Consider the following 17,840-nt stretch of genomic DNA (forward strand, 5'->3'; position numbering starts at 1 on the left):
GCCGATGTGAATGGAGCCTGTCGTGAGCGCCCTCTTCGAGCCGTACACCCTGCGGTCACTGACCTTCCCCAACCGCGTGTGGATGCCGCCCATGTGCCAGTACTCGGCGGCCACGTCGGGGCCCGGCACCGGCGTCGCCAACGACTGGCACTTCGCGCACTACGCGGCACGTGCGGCCGGAGGCACCGGACTGATCATCGTCGAGGCGACCGGGATCAGCCCCGAGGGCCGGATCAGCCCCGCCGACCTGGGCATCTGGAACGACGCCCAGGTGGAGGGGCTCCGCAGGATCACGGACTTCCTCAAGGGGCAGGGCACGGTCCCCGGCATCCAGCTCGCCCACGCGGGCCGCAAGGCGTCGACGGACCGCCCCTGGAAGGGCGGCGGACCGGTCGGCGCGGACCAGGACGGCTGGCAGCCGGTCGCCCCCAGTCCCCTCCCCTTCGCCGAGGGCGAGCACGTACCCGATGAGCTGAGCACCGATCAGATCCGTTCCATCGTGGGCCAGTTCGCCGACGCCGCCCGGCGTGCGCTCGACGCGGGCTTCCAGGTCGCCGAGATCCACGGCGCCCACGGCTATCTGGTGAACGAGTTCCTCTCGCCGCACAGCAACCACCGCACCGACGAGTACGGCGGTTCCTTCGAGAACCGCACCCGCTTCGCCCTCGAAGTCGTCGACGCCGTGCGGGCGGTGTGGCCCGATGAGCTGCCGCTCTTCTTCCGTATCTCGGCCACCGACTGGGTCGACGAGGGCGGCTGGACGGCCGACGACACCGTGCGCCTCGCCCCGCTGCTCACCGAGCACGGCATCGACCTGCTCAACGTGTCGACCGGCGGCAACGTGTCCGGTGCCCGCATCCCGGTCGGCCCCGGCTACCAAGTGCCCTTCGCCGCCCGGGTCAAGGCCGAGACGCCGCTGGCGGTCGCCGCGGTCGGCCTGATCACGGAGGTCGAGCAGGCCGAGAAGATCCTGGCCAACGGCGAGGCGGACGCCGTACTGCTCGGCCGCGAGCTGCTGCGCAACCCGTCCTGGGCGCGGCTCGCCGCACGTGAGCTCGGCGCCGACGTGCACGTACCCCAGCAGTACCACCGCTCGGTCTGACCACCGGCCGGGAGAGCGTGACGCCCTCCCGGAGCCGGGCACACCGGCGGACCGCGCGGCGACGGCTCTTCCCCCCTGAGGGGAGGGGTCGTCGGCGTTTCACCCGGACGGCCCGGTTCGGGGGGTGGGGGCCGGGCAAAGGATGGCCCGTCCTTCCCTCGTGCCATCCGGAGGCCTCCGTGCCCGAAATGAACGGCCCCTACAAGCCCGGCACCCCGTGCTGGCTCGATCTGATGGTCCCCGACCAGCAGGCGGCCATCGATTTCTACCGTGACCTGCTCGGCTGGCAGGGCGAGATCGGCCCCGCCGAGCAGGGCGGCTACGCCGTCTGCACGCTCAAGGGCAAGCCGGTCGCCGGAATCATGAAGGCGATGACTCCCGACGGCAAGGTCCCGGACCCCATGCCTCCGACCGTGTGGACCACCTACCTGGCCACCGACAGCATCGACGCCACCGTCAAGGCCGTCACGGACGCCAGGGGCACGGTGGTGGCGGGCCCGATGGACGTCATGGAGCTCGGGCGGATGGCCGTCGTCGCCGACCCGACGGGCGCCGTCTTCGGTCTGTGGGAGGCCCGTTCCTTCAACGGCGCGGGAATCGTCAACGAGCAGGGCGCACTCATCTGGAACGAGCTGAGCACGGACGACATCCCCGCCGCCGGCGCGTTCTACTCGTCGATCCTGCCCGTCAGCGCCGGCGCTTCCGGGCATCCGGACGCCGGGGGGTACACGGAGTTCCAGGTGGACGGCCGCGCGGTCGGCGGAATGAAGGACATGGCGAACCTGCCGCCCGGGACGCCGCCGAACTGGCTCCCGTACTTCCACGTCGACGACGTGGACAGCGTCCAGGCGGCCGCAGTCCGCGCCCAGGGCTCGGTCATGGCCCCGGCCTTCGACATGGTGGCGGGCCGGATGGCGGTCCTGGCCGACCCGCAGGGCGGCGTCTTCGCCGTGATCACGACGGGCTCGCCCGAGTCCGCCTAGCGGGTGTCTCCCCGGCGGGCGGCGCGGCGGTGCGCCGGCCGCGGAGACCGGGCCCGGGGTTGTCCGCGCAGTCGCGTCCGGCCGGCGACGCCCGGAACGCGCGCCCGCCGCTCCGGGCCCGACGACACGGCTTCCCGGACGCTCCCCCGGGCTGGTCCGCCCTCCCTGACGGGCGCCGGGAACCCCGGACCAGCCCTCAGGCGACCCGCAGATCCGCGATGGCGTCCTCGTCCCACTCGATGCCGAGCCCGGGGGCCTCGGGCGGGACGACGCAGCCGTCCTCGATGACCAGCGCGCTGCGGGTGATCGCGCCGAGCTGCGGGATGTGCTCCACGTACATCCCGGCGGGCACGGCGCAGGCCAGACTCGCGTGCAGCTCCATCAGGAAGTGCGGAGCCACCCGCACATTGCAGGCCTCGGCGGCGTGCGCCACCTTCAGCCAGGGCGTGATGCCGCCGACCCGGGCCACGTCGGCCTGCACGATGCCGGCGGCGCCCGCCGACAGGTACTCGGCGAAGTGCCCGACGCTGTACACGGACTCACCGACCGCGACCGGCACCGTGGTCGAACGGGCGAGTCTGCGATGGCCGGCGACGTCCTCGGCGGGCAGCGGCTCCTCGAACCACGCGATATCGAGCGGCTCGAAGGTGCGGGCCCTGCGGATCGCCTCGGCCCCGGTCAGCGACTGGTTCGCGTCGACCATGAGCTCGAACGCGGGCCCTGTCGCCTCGCGGACCGCCGCGAGGCGCTCCGCGTCCTCGACCGCTGAGGGCTTGCCGACCTTCAGCTTGGCGCCGCGCAGCCCCGACGCCTGCGCCGCCGAGACGTTCTTCACCAGCTCGTCGGTGCTGAGATGCAGCCAGCCGCCCTCGGTGTCGTACACGGGCAGCCGCTCGTGCGCACCGCCCGCCAGCCGCCAGAGCGGCTCACCAGCGCGCAGGCACCGCAGGTCCCACAGGGCCGTGTCGACGGCGGCCAGGGCCAGCGACGTGAGGAGCCCGAACGCGGTGGCACGGGTGGCCGCGAGCATCCGGGCCCAGACCGCCTCCACGTTGCGCGCGTCAGCGCCCAGCAGGGTGGCGGCCAGGTGATCGCGCAGCAGCGCCAGTACGGAACTGCCGCCGGTGCCGATCGTGTAGGAGTAGCCGGTGCCGCAAAGCCCGTCGTCGGTCCCGACGGTGACGAGGATGGTCTCCTGGCGTACGAAGGTCTGGGTGGCATCGGTGCGCAGCGTCTCGGGCTCGATGAAGACGAGCCGGCAGTCGACACGCGTGATCCTGGTCATGGGTGGGGTCTCCCGGTGGTTCCGTCGTTCGGCGGGTTGCTGCTGGGGGCGCTGCCGGCCGCTGCTCGCCGGTGCGGGCCCGCCTCCGGTCGCTGCCTCCTGCGCTCCGCCCTTCCCTGCGTCACTCCTCGGCGTCACTCCTCGACGAGGACGACTTCGAGCGTGCGGGGGCCGTGCACGCCCTCGACCCGGTCGAGTTCGATGTCGCTGGTCGCCGAAGGGCCCGAGATCCAGGTGAGCGGGCGCGCCGGGTCGAGACGCGGCAGGGCCTGGGGCACCGACGCGACCACCTGGGCGGGGGCCCGTACGACGCAGATGTGGTGATCAGGGACGAGGGTGATCCGGCGGCGCCCCTGGCCGGCGCTGCCGTCGAGGACGAGGGTGCCGGTCTCCGCGATGGCCACCGCGCATCCGGTGACCACGCTGTCCATGGTGTCGAGTTCCCGCGCGGTCATGTCCGGGGAGTCGTCGGTCCGGGTGGCAGCCGACTCGGCGAGCCATCCGGCGGGAAGCCCGGCCGGTGCCAGCACCGTCGCGGCTCCCCGCGCGGCCAGCAGCCCCGCGATGAGTGCGGGCAGGCCTTCGGGACGGGTCCGGTGCACGAGGGCGCGGTAGTCGGCGAGATTCTCATGGAGGAGGTCCAGCACGGCCGCCGGGTCGTCGGCGGTGTGCGTGGTGAGGTAGTCGCGGGCGACCTCGGGGGCCTCCGGCGCGTCGGCGACAGCGGCGCGTACCCGGGCGAGGATCTGATCGCGGGAGCTCATGTGCGGTTCTTCTTCCACCAGTCACGGAACGGTTCGGGCGGCAGTTCGGGCAATTCACGGCTGTCGGTCCACGCCGCGGCGCCCGGCAGCCGCTTCGGGTGCAGGCCGCGGGTCATCGACGCCGCTCTCTCCCCCGCGGCGAGTGCCGCCGGATGGTCCAGGACCCAGCCGGCGGCCTTCATCGCCGCCTTCTCCAGCCGGTGGCCCCTGCCGCCCTGCCCGGCGACCCGCTCACGGAGGTGGACGAGGACCTCGGGGATGTCGATGGCGACCGGGCACACGTCGTAGCAGGCACCGCAGAGCGAGGAAGCATAGGGCAGCGAGGCGTCGATCTCGCTCTCCGTGCCCCGGAGCTGCGGGCTGAGGATCGCGCCGATGGGGCCCGGGTAGACCGAGCCGTACGCGTGCCCGCCCGCCCGCTCGTACACCGGGCAGACGTTGAGGCAGGCCGAGCAGCGGATGCAGCGCAGCGCCTGGCGGCCCACCTCGTCGGCGAGTGTGTCGGTGCGGCCGTTGTCGAGTAGTACCAGGTGGAAGTCGCGCGGCCCGTCGGAATCGGTGGTGCCGGTCCACATCGAGGTGTACGGGTTCATGCGCTCGGCCGTCGAGGAACGGGGCAGGGTCTGCAGGAAGACCTCCAGGTCCCGCCAGGCCGGCACCGTCTTCTCGATACCCACCACCGAGATGAGTGTCTCGGGCAGGGTGAGACACATCCGGCCGTTGCCCTCGGACTCCACCACCACCAGGGTGCCGGTCTCGGCCACCATGAAGTTCGCGCCCGAGATGCCGACCCTGGCGCGCAGGAACTTCTCCCTGAGATGCAGCCTGGCCGCCTCGGCCAGCTCGGCCGGGGTATCCGTCAGCCCCTCGGGCGCCGGGCGCCCCCATTCGCTCATCGTCCGGGCGAAGATCTCCCGGATCTCCGCCCGGTTGCGGTGGATCGCCGGGACCAGGATGTGGCTCGGGCGGTCCTCGCCCAGCTGCACGATCAGCTCCGCCAGATCCGTCTCGTACGCGGCGATCCCCTCGGCCTCCAGCGCCTCGTTGAGACCGATCTCCTGGGTCGCCATCGACTTGACCTTGACGACTTCACGCTCGCCCGTCGCCTTCACCAGCCCGGTGACGATCCGGTTCGCCTCCTCGGCGTCGGCGGCCCAGTGGACCGTGCCGCCGGCGGCCGTGACCGATGCCTCCAACTGCTCCAGATAGCTGTCGAGATGGCGCAGCGTCCGGTCCTTGATCTGCTTCCCCGCCTCCCTGAGCTGCGCCCAGTCGGGGAGCTCGGCCACCGCCTTCGCCCGCTTGTCACGGATGGTGTGCGTGGCATGCCTGAGGTTCCCGCGCAGGGTCTCGTTGCGTACGGCCTCGGCGGCCGCCTTCGGGAAGGACGGCATCCCGACATAGGTACCGCTCATGCGTGGGGCTCCTCTTCGGTGCTCGCCAGGATCTCGGCCAGGTGGAGCGCCCGCAGCGGCGCGTCCTGGCGGCGCAGAATGCCGCCGATGTGCATCAGACAGGAGTTGTCGGCCCCGCACAGGACATCGGCGCCGGTCGACAGCGCGTTGCGCACCTTGTCCTCACCCATGGCCGCCGACACGTCCGCGTTCTTCACCGCGAAGGTCCCGCCGAAACCGCAGCACTCCTCAGCCCCTTCCAGCTCCCGGAGCTCCAGGCCCCGCACGGCCTCCAGCAGCCGGCGCGGCCGGTCCCCGAGTCCCAGCATCCGCAGGCCGTGGCAGGACGGGTGGTACGTCACCGGGTGCGGGAAGTACGCCCCCACGTCCACCACTCCCAGCACATCCACCAGGAACTCCGTCAGCTCGTACGTCTTGGGCACCGAGCGGGCCGCAGCGTCCGCGAGTTCCTGGCCGCGGTGCTCGGCCGCCGCCTTGCGGCCGATGCGCGGGTAGTTGTCCCGGACCATCGCCGCGCAGGAGCCGGACGGCGTGACCACGTAGTCGTACGAGGCGAACACCCGGTCGTAGCGCCGGACCAGGGGTTCGGTCTCACGGCGGTAGCCGGTGTTGAACTGCGGCTGCCCGCAGCAGGTCTGTCCGGCGGGGAAGCCGACCTCCACGCCCAGCCGTTCCAGCAGTCTCACGACGGCGATGCCGGTCCGTGGATACAACGCGTCATTCACACACGTCACGAAGAGTCCTACCCGCATGTGTCCTTCTCGGGGTCGTCCGCGGCCGGGGGGCCGCGGCGGTGGTGTCAGGCGGCGGCCGGGGCGGAGGCCGGCGCCGCGTCCTTGCGCCGCCACTCCGCCTCGATCTCCTCCAACGAGCGGTTCGCCGTCTCGGGTACCCGGTTCAGGACGAATGCGAGCCCCAGTGCGGAGATCACTGCGTAGATACCGAAGACCCAGAAGCCGATCGCGTCGAGGATGTCAGGAAAGGTCAGGGAGAAGAGGAAGTTGAAGAGGTACTGGGTGAAGGTGACGACCCCCATGCCGAGAGCGCGGGCCCGCAGCGGCAGGATCTCCGGGATGTAGAGCCAGAAGACCGGGCCGAGCCCGAATCCGAAGGCGAAGGTGAAGACGAAGACGCAGAGGACGTCGAGGGCGGACGCGTGCGGGAAGAGCGCCAGCAGGATCAGGGGCGGCACCTGGCCGCCGAGGCTCCAGGCGAGCATCCTGACGCGGCCGAGCCGGTCGATCAGCGGCAGTGAGATCGCGGTGGAGATCACCAGGGCGCCGCCGACGCTGTAGTTGGCGATGATGCCGGTGTCGGCGGAGTGGCCGGTGGCGCCCGCGAAGACCGTGGGCGCGTAGTAGACGACCGCGTTGATCCCGGTGAACACCTGGAAGAAGGTCAGGAACAGTCCGATCCGCAGCGCCGGGCGGTAGCGGTGCAGCAGCTCGCGCAGGCCGGCCTCCTGCATCCCGAGGCTCTGCCGGATCTCGGCGGCCTCCGCATCCGCCTCGGCGCGTGACGAGCGCAGCCGCATCAGAACGGCGTGGGCTTCGGCCTCCCGCCCTCGCAGGCTCAGCCAGCGGGGGCTGGCAGGACTGAGCACCATGCCGGCGAGGAAGAGCAGGGCCGGCAGTGCGCCGAGGCCGAGCATCCACTGCCAGGAGCCCGAGCCGCGCAGGGCGTCACCGGCGCCGTAGGCGATCAGGATGCCGACGTTGACGCTCAGTTGGTAGAGGGCGCTGATCAGACCGCGGATCCGCTTGGGGGCCAGTTCGGTCAGGTGGATGAGGCCGAACATATTGGCCAGGCCCACGGCCAGACCGAGTACGAACCGCGAGACGAGCAGCATCGTGACGTCGGTCGAGAGCGCGCAGCCGAGCGACCCCACGGCGAAGACGGCCCCCGCGGCGATCAGCAGGTGCCGCCGGTCGAACCGCTTGGCGGCCAGGGACCCGACCACGATCGACGGCAGCGCTCCGAGCAGGATCAGGCTGGTGACCAGGCCTTGTTCGGTGGAGGAGAGACCGAACCTGCGGGTGGCGAAGGGCAGCGCGGTGGCGATGGCGCCCGAGTCGTACCCGTACAGCAGACCGGCCATCCCGCCGAGCACGGCGACGGCCTTGACGAACCGGGGAAGCGGCGGGGTGCGCTCGCGGACGGGCCCCTGGCCGGGCCTGCCGCCGGACGTTCGCCGCGCGGTGGGGACAGAGTGCGGGGTGTCTGCCATGGCGCCTCCAGAACGGCCGGACTTTTCCTATAGGAAATTGACGATCATCGGAGGTTAGCCCTGAGGTCCTGACGCGCGTCAACCCTTCAACCCTGAATTTCTGGGACCGTGAAGGCTTCAACAGCACTGGGGTTCTCCCTCGTTCAATTTTCCTATAGCTTTCCTCCGACTAACATCCGATCTCTGGGACGGTCTCCGGCCCGGTCTCCGGCCCGGTACTTCCGTGACCTCCCCCTCCCCTGTGACCATTGAGGAGGCTGCTGACATGCAGCTCATGCGACTGGGCGATCCGGGCCGCGAGCGCCCCGCCGTACGCGAAGCCGGTGTGCTCTACGATCTCGGGCCGCTGACCGGGGACATCGACGGACGGTTCCTCGCAGCCGGCGGGATCGCCCGGGTCCGGGAAGCCCTCCGGGCAGGCACACTCACCGAACTGCCGTGCGCGGACGGGCTGCGGGTCGGCGCGCCGGTGGCCCGGCCCGCCGCGGTCATCTGCGTCGGCCAGAACTACGCGGCCCACGCGGCGGAGTCGGGCAGCGAGCCGCCCACCGCGCCGATCATCTTCTTCAAACACCCCAACACCGTGGTCGGCCCGTACGACGACGTCCTGATCCCGCCCGGCGCGAGGACAGTGGACTGGGAGGTCGAGCTGGCCGTCGTCATCGGACGCACTGCCCGCTATCTCGCATCCGCGGACGCGGCGGCGGAGTGCATCGCTGGATACGCGGTCTCGCACGATGTGTCGGAACGGACCTACCAGCTCGACGAGTCGGGCGGCCAGTGGTCGAAGGGCAAGTCGAGCGAGACGTTCAACCCGCTCGGCCCGTGGCTCGTACCGGCCGGAGACCTCCCCCACGGCCCGCAGGCACTGAACCTGCGCAGCCGCGTCAACGGTGAGCCGCGCCAGGACTCCAGCACCGCCGACATGATCTTCGGCGTGCATGAGCTCGTACGCCACCTCAGCCACTACCTGGTGCTGGAACCGGGTGACGTCATCAACACCGGCACACCCGAGGGCGTCGCACTCTCCGGCCGTTTCCCGTACCTCACGGCGGGCGACGTGGTCGACCTCGACATCGACGGGCTGGGCGCGCAGCGCCAGACGGTACGAGCGGCGGTGCCGGCCTGATGCAGCGGATCGCGCAGGTCATCCACGTACGTCCGGAACGGCTCGCGGACTACCGCGCGTTGCACCGGGCGGTCCCGGAGGCCGTCCTCGCCAGGCTGCGGGCGAGCCGTATCGCCAACTACTCGATCCACCTGCTCGGCGACCGGCTCTTCAGCTACTTCGAGTACCACGGCGACGACCTGGCCGCGGACCTCGCGGCAATGGGACGCGACGAGGCCACCCGTGCGTGGTGGGAGCTGACGGACCCCTGCCAGCAGAAGGTCCCCGAGGCGGGTCCTGACGACTGGTGGGCCCCTATGGAGCAGGTCTTCCTCATGGAGTAACCCTGGTGGGGCCATGCCCGGCCGGGAGCCGTACCGAGAGGGCTCCCGGCGTCGATTCCTATAGAATCGGCGGACGCCGGGTACGCGGTATCCGGCGGGCTGGAGGAGGGCGGATGCTGTCGGACGGCGGAGCGCCGACACCACAGCGCCAGGTGCTGGGCGACAGCGTCTACGAGGCTGTCAAGGCGATGGTCATGGACCACGAGATCAGGCCGGGCGCCCGGGTCGGCATCGAGGCGCTCGCCCGTACGCTCCAGGTCTCCCCGACGCCGGTGCGCGAGGCGCTGGCACGGCTGGAGTCGGACGGCCTGGTGACGAAGCGGTCCCTCGCCGGGTACCGGGCCACCGAACTGCTCACCCGGCAGGGCCTGGAGGAGCTGTTCGAGATGCGTCTCCTGCTGGAGCCGACGGCAGCGGCGCTGGCCGCGACGCACGCGGACGACGAGCAGCTCGACCGTATCGAGGCCCTGGTGGAGGAGATGCGCGACCGCCCGGGGTCGGGTGAACGGTACTCCGTGTACCGGGAGTTCGCGGCGGGCGACCAGCGGTTCCACGACACGATCGCGCGCGCCGCCGGGCGCCCCCTGCTCGCCGACGCGGTGAGCAGGCTCCACTCGCATCTGCACATCTTCCGCCTCAGCAGCATCCAGGGGGCTGCGGGGCCGACCCTCGCGGAGCATGACCGCATCCTCCGCGCCGTGCTGCGCCGCAGCCCCGAGCGCGCGGCTGAGGCGATGACGGACCATCTGCGGCGCAGCATCGAAAGGCAGCTCAGCCGCCAGCAGCAGCGCTGACGTCAGCTGCCTGTGGCAGGGCCCGCTCAGCCCCCCTGTCCTGGCACCGCTCCGGCGGAGCACGCGGCGTTCCCGGCGGGGTCTGCCCTGCGGAGCGCGACGAACGCGCGGCCCTCCTCCTGCCACTCCCCGGCCGCGCTCCAGCCGGCCGCGCGGGCGTGACCGAGCAGAGCGCGTACGCCGACCCGGGCCCAGGGGAAGTCGGCCCCGGCCCCGCCTCTGCCGTCGTCGACCCGGACGCGTACCCGCTCGTCGATATCGACCGGGGCCGCCTCGGCCAGCAGCAGTCCCCGGGGGGCCACGAGTTGCGCGGTGCGGGCGAGCAGGGTGCCCGGGTCACCCCCGATGCCGATGTTGCCGTCGATGAGCAGCGCCGTGCCCCAGCGCCCCTCGGCGGGCAGCCGGTCGAAGACCGAGCGGCACAGAGCGGGCGCCCCGGCGCGCGCGGTGCGGTCGACGGCCGCACGGCTGACATCGACACCGAGGGCCCGGCGCCCCAGCCCGGCCAGCGCGGCGACCAGCCGGCCGGGGCCGCAGCCGATGTCGAGGACCGTGCCCTCGCACCGGCCCAGCACGGACATGTCGGCGCGGTCGGCGCCCGCGCACCAGCGTTCCACGTCGAGCGGGAGGAGCCAGCCGTCGGCGCGGCGGAGGAAGAGCGGGCCGCGTCCGGTACGCAGTGCGTCGGAGTACGGATCGGACTGCCAGCAGCGGGGGCGGACGGGCGCGCTCACGTGCGGGCGCCGGTGCGGTGGGTGGAGGCGGCCCGGGCGCCGGGACCGGCGGGCGGGCCGGGGACGGCCGGGACCCCTGCCGGATCCGGTGCTTCGATGCCCGCGACGGCCGCCGCGAAACGGCTGTGCGGAACGGCTGCCGCCACCGTCCGTACGTCGTCCGCCGTGTCGACGTCGCGCAGTGGCCGCAGATCGCGGACGGTGAGCCCGGCGCCGGTCAGCGCCGCGCGCTGCGCAGCGCCGGTGTGCGGGGTCGACATGGGGATGCCGCGGATCAGTCCGGGGCGGGGTTCGGCGAAACCGAGCGCCCAGAACCCGCCGTCGTCGGCCGGCCCGAACCAGGCGTCGCAGCCGGTCCAGCCGCCGGGCCCGAGCGCGGGGGCCAGCAGCTCCGGAGTGAGCTGCGGGGTGTCCATACCGACGAGCAGCGCGGGGCCCGTACAGAGGGCGAACGCGGCGGCGAGCCGTTCGTCGAGACCGCCGCCGCCCTGCGGGACGACCTCGATCCCGGGGGGCAGCCAGCTGCCCGGGGCGCCGTCGAGCACCAGGATGCGGCGCCGGGCCGGGCTGTCCAGGACCGCTGCCAGGGTGTCCCGGAGCGAGGCCTCGGCGAGGAGCGCCGCCTGCTCCGGGGTGTAGGGCGGGGTGAGCCGGGTCTTGACGCGGCCCGGCAGGGGCTCCTTGGCGATGACGAGCAGCGTGGTCATCGCACCGCCGTCCCTGCGGGCGCCACCGCGGGGCGGTTCAGCACGGACCGCATGTCCCCCACCGCGTGCCAGGTACCGCGCCAGGTTCCCGTGACCTTCGACTTCCCCGTCCGCGGGCGGTAGGGCACATCCTGTTCGGCGATCCGCCACCCCGCGTCGGCCGCCCTCACGACCATCTCCAGCGGGTAGCCGCTGCGCCGGTCGGTCAGTCCCAGGCCCAGCAGCGCCGTGCGGTGCGCGGCCCGCATCGGGCCGAGGTCGCGCAGGCGCAGCCCGGTCCTGCGGTGCAGCATCCGGGAGAGGGCGTAGTTGCCCGCACGGGCGTGCAGCGGCCAGGCACCGCGCCCGGTGGGGCGCCTGCGGCCCAGGACGAGGTCGGACTCCCCCTCGGCCACCCGGCGGACGAGGCCGGTCAGCAGCCCGGGGTCCAGCGAACCGTCGCAGTCGCAGAAGCACACCATCTCCGCCGTGGCGGCCCGCAGACCCGCGTGGCAGGCCGCGCCGAAGCCGCGCCGGGGCTCGTGGACGACGGTGGCGCCGAGGGCGGCGGCGATGCCGGCCGATCCGTCGGTGGAGCCGTTGTCGACCACGAGTGCCCGCCAGCCGTCCGGGATGCGTTCGAGGACGTGGGGCAGCGCTCCGGCCTCGTCGAGGCAGGGGAGGACGACGTCCACCGTCGTGGGGGGCGCGGGGCTGGGGGGCCTGTGGGGCGTCAGGTCGGTCACGCCCCTCACCGTACGAACCGAACGGCGCGGGATGGCTCTTTCACTCCTTACGAAACGCGGACGTCGGCGCTTCGGCCCATCCGCGACCCGCCGCCGGCCGCCGCGCGGTGACACGCTGGGGCCATGCAGAACGAGCGCCCCGCCCTCCCCTCGCCCCGTGTACTGGTCGTCGACGACGACCCGACCGTCTCCGAAGTCGTCGCCGGCTATCTCGACCGTGCCGGGTACTCGGTGGACCGCGCGGCCGACGGCCCGGCCGCCCTGGAGTGCGCGGCGCGGCGCAGGCCGGATCTGGTGGTGCTCGATCTGATGCTGCCGGGGATGGACGGTCTGGAGGTGTGCCGGGTACTGCGGGCCCGGGGCCCCGTCCCGGTGATCATGCTCACCGCGCGCGGGGACGAGGACGACCGGATCCTCGGGCTCGAAATAGGGGCGGACGACTACGTCACCAAGCCGTTCAGCCCGCGTGAGCTGGTCCTCCGGGTGGACTCGGTGCTGCGGCGCAGCCGTACGGGCGTGGACCGGCCGGGGCCGCTGCTGCACGCAGCGGGCATCACGGTGGATCCCGCGGCCCGCCTCGCCACCAGGGACGGACGCGAACTCGCGCTGACCCTGCGGGAGTTCGATCTGCTGGCCTATCTGATCGGACACCCGGGGCAGGCCTGCGGCCGGGAACAGCTGATGCATGAGGTGTGGGGCTGGGAGTTCGGCGATCTGTCGACGGTCACGGTCCATGTGCGCAGGCTCCGCGGCAAGATCGAGGACGATCCCGCGGCTCCTGCGCTGATCAGGACCGTATGGGGGGTCGGCTACCGGTTCGAGGACGGGACGGGCGGGACAGGCGGGGCGGCGAGCGCGACCGGGGCGGACGGAGCAGGCAGCGGGGACGCGTCGGGCGGGGCGGGCAGTACGACGGGTGCCGGAGCAGAGGGCATGGACGCCTCGGGCGGGGCGGGGGACGCGCGATGAAGGACCTGGTACTGATCGCCCTGTACGCGTTCCTCGGCGCCGCCGCGGCCGGGCTGATCGGGGCGGGCGCCCTGTGGCGGCTGCGTCACCGCTCGGTTGCCCTCTCGCTCACCGTCATCTCGGCCGTAGCGGTGACCGCGATGCTGGCGGGGACGCTGGCGGTGGCCAGAGCGATGTTCCTGTCGCCGCACGACCTCAAGGTGGTGACCCTGGTGGTGGCCATGGCCGCAGTGGTCTCGCTGGCGACCGCGCTGCTGCTCGGGCGCTGGGTCGTCGCGGGCAGCAGGGCGCTGACGCTGGCCGCGCGCTCCTTCGGCGACGGCGGCGATTTCGCCGTCCCGGGCGGCGCACCCACCGCCGAACTGGCCGATCTGGGCCGCGAGCTGGCCGCGACGAGCGAGAAACTGGCGGTGTCGCGCCGCCGCGAGCAGGCGCTGGAGACCTCACGCCGTGAGCTGGTGGCGTGGATCTCCCACGATCTGCGGACGCCCCTCGCCGGGCTGCGGGCCATGTCCGAGGCGCTGGAGGACGGGATGGCCGCCGACCCCGAGCGGTACTTCCGGCAGATCCGCACGGAGGTGGACCGGATGAACACCATGGTCGGCGACCTCTTCGAGCTGTCCCGCATCCACGCGGGGGCGCTCACGCTGACTCCGGTCCGGATGTCCGTGTACGACCTGGTGGGCGACGCGCTGGCCGGGGCGGACCCGCTGGCCCGCGAGCACGGTGTCCGGCTGGAGGGCGGCGGGGTGGAGGCCCTGCCGGTGGAGGTGGACGGCAAGGAGATGACCAGGGTCCTCGCCAATCTGCTGGTCAACGCCATCCACCGGACACCGGCCGACGGCACGGTCGCGGTCGCGGCCGAGCAGCGGGCGGGCTCGGTCGTCCTGTCGGTGACCGACGGCTGCGGCGGCATCCCCGAGGACGATCTGGCGCGTGTCTTCGACACCGGCTGGCGGGGCAGCGAGGCCCGTACTCCCCCGGCGGGCGCCGGGCTGGGCCTGGCCATCGTGCGCGGCATCGTCGAGGCACACTCAGGCCGGGCGGCCGTGCGCAATGTGGCAGGCGGCTGCCGCTTCGAGGTCACCCTGCCCGCGCCCCGCTCCTGAGGCGGCCCACTGCAGCGCGCGGCAGCCGTCCCCGGCACTCCGGGTACGGCTGCCGCGGGTCCGCCGTGACGCGGCGCACGGGAGGGGTTCACTTCCCCGGGGTGCGCCGCCCGGCCGGGTCAGTCGGTGCCGAACTCCATCGCGGCGCGGTCGAGCATCTCGTCGTCACTGTCCACTTTGCCCCGGGAGGCGATGACTTCGGCGCCGCCCTGCGGCATCGCGCCGATCAGCCCCGTGGAGGCGGCCTGAGCGGCGCCGATCAGCGTCTGGTGCGTGTTGCCGACGATCCCGAGATCGGCGTACTGCTCCAGCTTGGCGCGGGAGTCGGCGATGTCGAGGTTGCGCATGGTGAGCTGGCCGATCCGGTCCACCGGACCGAACGCCGAGTCCGCGGTGCGCTCCATGGAGAGCTTGTCCGGGTGGTAGCTGAAAGCCGGGCCCGACGTGTCCATCAGCGAGTAGTCCTCGCCGCGCCGCAGCCGCAGCGACACCTCGCCGGTGACCGCCGCGCCCACCCAGCGCTGCAGCGACTCGCGGATCATCAGCGCCTGCGGGTCCAGCCAGCGCCCCTCGTACATGAGACGGCCGAGGCGCCGCCCCTCGTTGTGGTACTGGGCGACGGTGTCCTCGTTGTGGATCGCGTTGACCAGGCGCTCGTACGCGGCGTGCAGCAGCGCCATGCCCGGGGCCTCGTAGATGCCCCGGCTCTTGGCCTCGATCACCCGGTTCTCGATCTGGTCGGACATCCCCATGCCGTGGCGGCCGCCGATGGCGTTCGCCTCCATCACCAGGTCGACCGGGGAGGCGAACGCCTTCCCGTTGATCGTCACCGGACGGCCCTGGTCGAAGCCGATCGTCACGTCCTCCGCGGCGATCGCGACCTCGGGGTCCCAGAACCGGACGCCCATGATCGGGTCGACGGTCTCGACGCCGGTGTCCAGGTGCTCCAGGGTCTTCGCCTCGTGCGTGGCGCCCCAGATGTTGGCGTCGGTGGAGTAGGCCTTCTCGGTGCTGTCGCGGTAGGGGAGGTCGTGGGCGAGCAGCCACTCCGACATCTCCTTGCGGCCACCGAGCTCGGTGACGAAGTCGGCGTCGAGCCACGGCTTGTAGATGCGCAGGTGCGGGTTGGCGAGCAGGCCGTAGCGGTAGAACCGCTCGATGTCGTTGCCCTTGAACGTCGATCCGTCGCCCCAGATCTGCACGTCGTCCTCAAGCATCGCCCTGACGAGCAGGGTGCCCGTGACGGCACGGCCGAGCGGCGTCGTGTTGAAGTAGGAGCGCCCGCCGGAACGGATATGGAACGCGCCGCAGGTGAGCGCGGCCAGCCCCTCCTCGACCAGCGCCGCACGGCAGTCGACAAGGCGCGCGATCTCGGCGCCGTACGCCAGCGCGCGGCCGGGCACCGACGCGATGTCGGGCTCGTCGTACTGGCCGATGTCGGCGGTGTAGGTGCACGGGACGGCGCCCTTGTCGCGCATCCACGCGACCGCGACGGAGGTGTCGAGGCCACCGGAGAAGGCGATGCCGACGCGCTCGCCGGTGGGCAGGGAGGTGAGAACCTTAGACATGGAAAGAGTATGCGTCATAACGCATGGTCATGCAAAGTCGGCCCTCCGGAAGCCTCGTGTCCTGCTGCGGCTCCCGTCCGGCTGCCGGTGATCGCCGTGCGCCCGCCGGTTCCCTGGCCGTGGTGCCGGTCCGCGCCCCCGGCCCCCGCCCGACCCGCGCACCCGCCGGTCCGGCCGGTGTACGGGCGGCGGCGCCCGCCCGGCCGCACCCCGCACGGGACCGGCGCGGTCTGCCAGTAGAGTGACGCCCCGTGGCAGCACGACCGTTGAACGAGATTGTCGAAGCGGGGTGGGCGCAGGCGCTCGCTCCCGCAGCCGGACGCATCACGGCGATGGGCGAGTTCCTGCGCGCCGAGATCGCCGCAGGACGCACCTATCTGCCGTCCGGCGCGAACGTGCTGCGCGCGTTCCAGCAGCCGTTCGACGAGGTACGCGTCCTGATCGTGGGCCAGGACCCCTATCCGACGCCGGGTCACGCCGTCGGGCTCAGTTTCTCGGTGGCGCCCGGAGTGCGGCCGGTACCCGGCAGCCTGGACAACATCTTCCGCGAGATGCACACGGACCTCGGCGCGCCCCGGCCCTCCAGCGGCGATCTGACGCCCTGGGCCGAGCAGGGCGTACTCCTCCTCAACAGGGCGCTGACGACAGCGCCGCGCAAACCGGCCGCCCACCGCGGCAAGGGCTGGGAAGAAGTGACCGAGCAGGCCATCCGGGCTCTCGCCGCCAGGGGAAAGCCGCTGGTCTCCGTCCTGTGGGGACGTGACGCCCGCAACCTGCGGCCCCTGCTGGGAGACCTCCCTGCGGTCGAGTCGTCCCACCCCTCCCCCATGTCGGCGGATCGCGGCTTCTTCGGATCGCGCCCCTTCAGCCGGACCAACGACCTGCTGGTGCGCCAGGGGGCGCAGCCCGTGGACTGGCGGCTGCCGTGACGTGGGTGCTCGGAGTGGACTCCGGCGGCTCCGGTCTCCGGGTCGCGCTCGCCCCGGTGGCGGCGCCGGTGCGTGACGAGTCCGTGCGGCCAGGTTCCGCGGACTCCGCATCCGCGGACTCCGGGCCCGTCACCGCCGGGCCCTTCACCTCCGAGCCCGCTGTCTCCCGGGTCCCGGTACGGACAGGGGTCCGCGGCATCGAAGCAGCCCATCTGCTGGAGCAGTTGCTGCCCATGGCCGGTGAGCTGCTCGCTCGCGCGGGTGGTGGAGCGGTGTCGGCGGTGGCCGTCGGCGCCGCCGGAATGGCGACGCTCGGTGACGATCTGCGCGCGGAGCTTCCTGCGGCGCTGGACCGCTCGCTCGGTGTGCGGCGGCTCGCGCTCGCCGCCGACGGTGTGACGGCGTACGCAGGAGCCCTGGGCCAGCGCCCCGGGGCCGTCGTCGCCGCGGGCACGGGGATGATCGCGCTGGGCACGGATCTCCACCGGTGGCGACGGGCCGACGGCTGGGGGCACCTGCTGGGTGACTGCGGCGGCGGCGCCTGGATCGGCCGGGCCGGCCTGGAGGCCGGGATGCGTGCGTACGACGGGCGCCGGGGCGGTTCGGCCGCGCTGCTGGAGCGGCTGGAGGCGGTTTTCGGACCGGCGGCCGGCCTGCCGGGCGCCGTCTACCCGCGGTCGGACCGGCCCGCGGTGCTCGCCTCGTTCGCCCCCGAGGTGGCCCGGTGTGCGCCCACCGACCCGGTGGCGGCGGCGATCCTGCGGGACGCGGCCCGGCAGATCGCCCAAAGCGCGGCCGCCGTCTGCCCCGCGGAGTCCGCCGAGTCAGGCACGGGCTGTGAAGTAGCCCTCACGGGTGGTCTGTTCAAGATGGGGGACCCGCTGCTCACCCCTGTGCGCGAGGAGCTCTCCGCCCTGCTGCCGTACGCCAGACCGGTACCGGCGGCCGGAGACCCGCTGGTGGGGGCGGTACGGATCGCCTCGGCGCTCGCCACCGGGAGTCTCCGGCTGCCGGTACATCCGCAGCTCTTGCATGTGGTGGCGGAACAGGATACGTGAAACGGCCGCGACGCAACGG

The 17,840-nt window shown here is 72.6% G+C and carries 18 protein-coding genes; 9 read left to right on the forward strand and 9 right to left on the reverse strand.

Annotated elements, in window-relative coordinates:
* Window positions 1-22 precede the first annotated feature (22 nt).
* Window positions 23-1,102 (forward strand): NADH:flavin oxidoreductase/NADH oxidase, encoded by a 1,080-nt coding sequence (locus OG917_RS03905; protein ID WP_328316102.1) that lies wholly within the window; start codon window positions 23-25, stop codon window positions 1,100-1,102.
* A gap of 188 nt (window positions 1,103-1,290) precedes the next feature.
* Complete coding sequence (locus tag OG917_RS03910; RefSeq protein WP_328321646.1) at window positions 1,291-2,085, forward strand: VOC family protein; 795 nt, start codon at window positions 1,291-1,293, stop codon at window positions 2,083-2,085.
* Between the two features lie 196 nt (window positions 2,086-2,281).
* Here OG917_RS03910 and OG917_RS03915 read toward each other — a convergent pair whose 3' ends face one another.
* From OG917_RS03915 to OG917_RS03935, 5 genes are all read right to left on the reverse strand, one after another.
* The gene (locus OG917_RS03915) at window positions 2,282-3,370 is read right to left on the reverse strand and encodes a mandelate racemase/muconate lactonizing enzyme family protein (RefSeq protein WP_328316103.1); all 1,089 of its coding nucleotides are present in this window, start codon (window positions 3,368-3,370) and stop codon (window positions 2,282-2,284) included.
* A 134-nt stretch (window positions 3,371-3,504) separates the two neighbouring features.
* Window positions 3,505-4,134 carry a LutC/YkgG family protein gene (locus OG917_RS03920; RefSeq protein WP_328316104.1) on the reverse strand — a complete coding sequence of 210 codons (630 nt, stop codon included), beginning with the start codon at window positions 4,132-4,134 and terminating at the stop codon, window positions 3,505-3,507.
* Window positions 4,131-5,549: a LutB/LldF family L-lactate oxidation iron-sulfur protein gene (locus OG917_RS03925; protein ID WP_328316105.1), complete on the reverse strand. Its 1,419-nt coding sequence runs from the start codon at window positions 5,547-5,549 to the stop codon at window positions 4,131-4,133. The genes OG917_RS03920 and OG917_RS03925 overlap by 4 nt, the downstream gene beginning before the upstream one ends.
* Window positions 5,546-6,301: a (Fe-S)-binding protein gene (locus OG917_RS03930; RefSeq protein ID WP_328316106.1), complete on the reverse strand. Its 756-nt coding sequence runs from the start codon at window positions 6,299-6,301 to the stop codon at window positions 5,546-5,548. The genes OG917_RS03925 and OG917_RS03930 overlap by 4 nt, the downstream gene beginning before the upstream one ends.
* Window positions 6,302-6,348: 47 nt before the next feature.
* On the reverse strand, window positions 6,349-7,776 hold the full coding sequence (locus OG917_RS03935; protein ID WP_328316107.1) for a sugar porter family MFS transporter: 1,428 nt from the start codon (window positions 7,774-7,776) through the stop codon (window positions 6,349-6,351).
* Window positions 7,777-8,041: 265 nt separating this feature from the next.
* Here OG917_RS03935 and OG917_RS03940 point away from each other — a divergent pair, with 265 nt between their 5' ends.
* The 3 genes from OG917_RS03940 to OG917_RS03950 all read left to right on the forward strand — a co-directional run bounded on the left by OG917_RS03940 (window position 8,042) and on the right by OG917_RS03950 (window position 10,022).
* Window positions 8,042-8,905, forward strand: coding sequence for a fumarylacetoacetate hydrolase family protein (locus tag OG917_RS03940; RefSeq protein ID WP_328316108.1), 864 nt, complete (start codon window positions 8,042-8,044; stop codon window positions 8,903-8,905).
* Complete coding sequence (locus tag OG917_RS03945; RefSeq protein WP_328316109.1) at window positions 8,905-9,228, forward strand: L-rhamnose mutarotase; 324 nt, start codon at window positions 8,905-8,907, stop codon at window positions 9,226-9,228. Before OG917_RS03940 ends, OG917_RS03945 begins: the two co-directional genes overlap by 1 nt.
* A gap of 113 nt (window positions 9,229-9,341) precedes the next feature.
* Window positions 9,342-10,022, forward strand: coding sequence for a GntR family transcriptional regulator (locus OG917_RS03950; RefSeq protein ID WP_328316110.1), 681 nt, complete (start codon window positions 9,342-9,344; stop codon window positions 10,020-10,022).
* 26 nt (window positions 10,023-10,048) lie between these two features.
* Here OG917_RS03950 and OG917_RS03955 read toward each other — a convergent pair whose 3' ends face one another.
* The 3 genes from OG917_RS03955 to OG917_RS03965 are packed head-to-tail and all read right to left on the reverse strand — an operon-like array spanning window position 10,049 to window position 12,179.
* Complete coding sequence (locus tag OG917_RS03955; protein ID WP_328316111.1) at window positions 10,049-10,756, reverse strand: class I SAM-dependent methyltransferase; 708 nt, start codon at window positions 10,754-10,756, stop codon at window positions 10,049-10,051.
* Window positions 10,753-11,463: a TIGR04282 family arsenosugar biosynthesis glycosyltransferase gene (locus OG917_RS03960; protein ID WP_328316112.1), complete on the reverse strand. Its 711-nt coding sequence runs from the start codon at window positions 11,461-11,463 to the stop codon at window positions 10,753-10,755. The genes OG917_RS03955 and OG917_RS03960 overlap by 4 nt, the downstream gene beginning before the upstream one ends.
* Complete coding sequence (locus OG917_RS03965; protein ID WP_328321648.1) at window positions 11,460-12,179, reverse strand: glycosyltransferase family 2 protein; 720 nt, start codon at window positions 12,177-12,179, stop codon at window positions 11,460-11,462. Before OG917_RS03965 ends, OG917_RS03960 begins: the two co-directional genes overlap by 4 nt.
* A gap of 132 nt (window positions 12,180-12,311) precedes the next feature.
* Between OG917_RS03965 and OG917_RS03970 the strand changes: the two genes are divergently transcribed.
* Both OG917_RS03970 and OG917_RS03975 read left to right on the forward strand, forming a co-directional pair.
* Window positions 12,312-13,157, forward strand: a complete 846-nt coding sequence (locus OG917_RS03970) for a response regulator transcription factor (protein ID WP_328316113.1) — start codon at window positions 12,312-12,314, stop codon at window positions 13,155-13,157.
* Window positions 13,154-14,266 (forward strand): sensor histidine kinase, encoded by a 1,113-nt coding sequence (locus OG917_RS03975; RefSeq protein WP_328316114.1) that lies wholly within the window; start codon window positions 13,154-13,156, stop codon window positions 14,264-14,266. Before OG917_RS03970 ends, OG917_RS03975 begins: the two co-directional genes overlap by 4 nt.
* Window positions 14,267-14,385: 119 nt before the next feature.
* On the opposite strand, the gene argG is transcribed toward OG917_RS03975, so the two are convergent.
* The gene (argG, locus tag OG917_RS03980; RefSeq protein WP_328316115.1) at window positions 14,386-15,834 is read right to left on the reverse strand and encodes an argininosuccinate synthase; all 1,449 of its coding nucleotides are present in this window, start codon (window positions 15,832-15,834) and stop codon (window positions 14,386-14,388) included.
* 251 nt (window positions 15,835-16,085) lie between these two features.
* On the opposite strand from argG, the gene OG917_RS03985 reads away from it, so the two are divergent.
* On the forward strand, window positions 16,086-16,763 hold the full coding sequence (locus tag OG917_RS03985; RefSeq protein ID WP_328316116.1) for a uracil-DNA glycosylase: 678 nt from the start codon (window positions 16,086-16,088) through the stop codon (window positions 16,761-16,763).
* A complete protein-coding gene (locus tag OG917_RS03990; RefSeq protein WP_328316117.1) occupies window positions 16,760-17,821 on the forward strand; it encodes an N-acetylglucosamine kinase in 1,062 nt (353 codons plus the stop codon). The genes OG917_RS03985 and OG917_RS03990 overlap by 4 nt, the downstream gene beginning before the upstream one ends.
* Window positions 17,822-17,840 lie beyond the last annotated feature (19 nt).

It is taken from the genome of Streptomyces sp. NBC_00388, from assembly GCF_036061255.1.
In the GTDB taxonomy this organism is placed as follows: domain Bacteria; phylum Actinomycetota; class Actinomycetes; order Streptomycetales; family Streptomycetaceae; genus Streptomyces.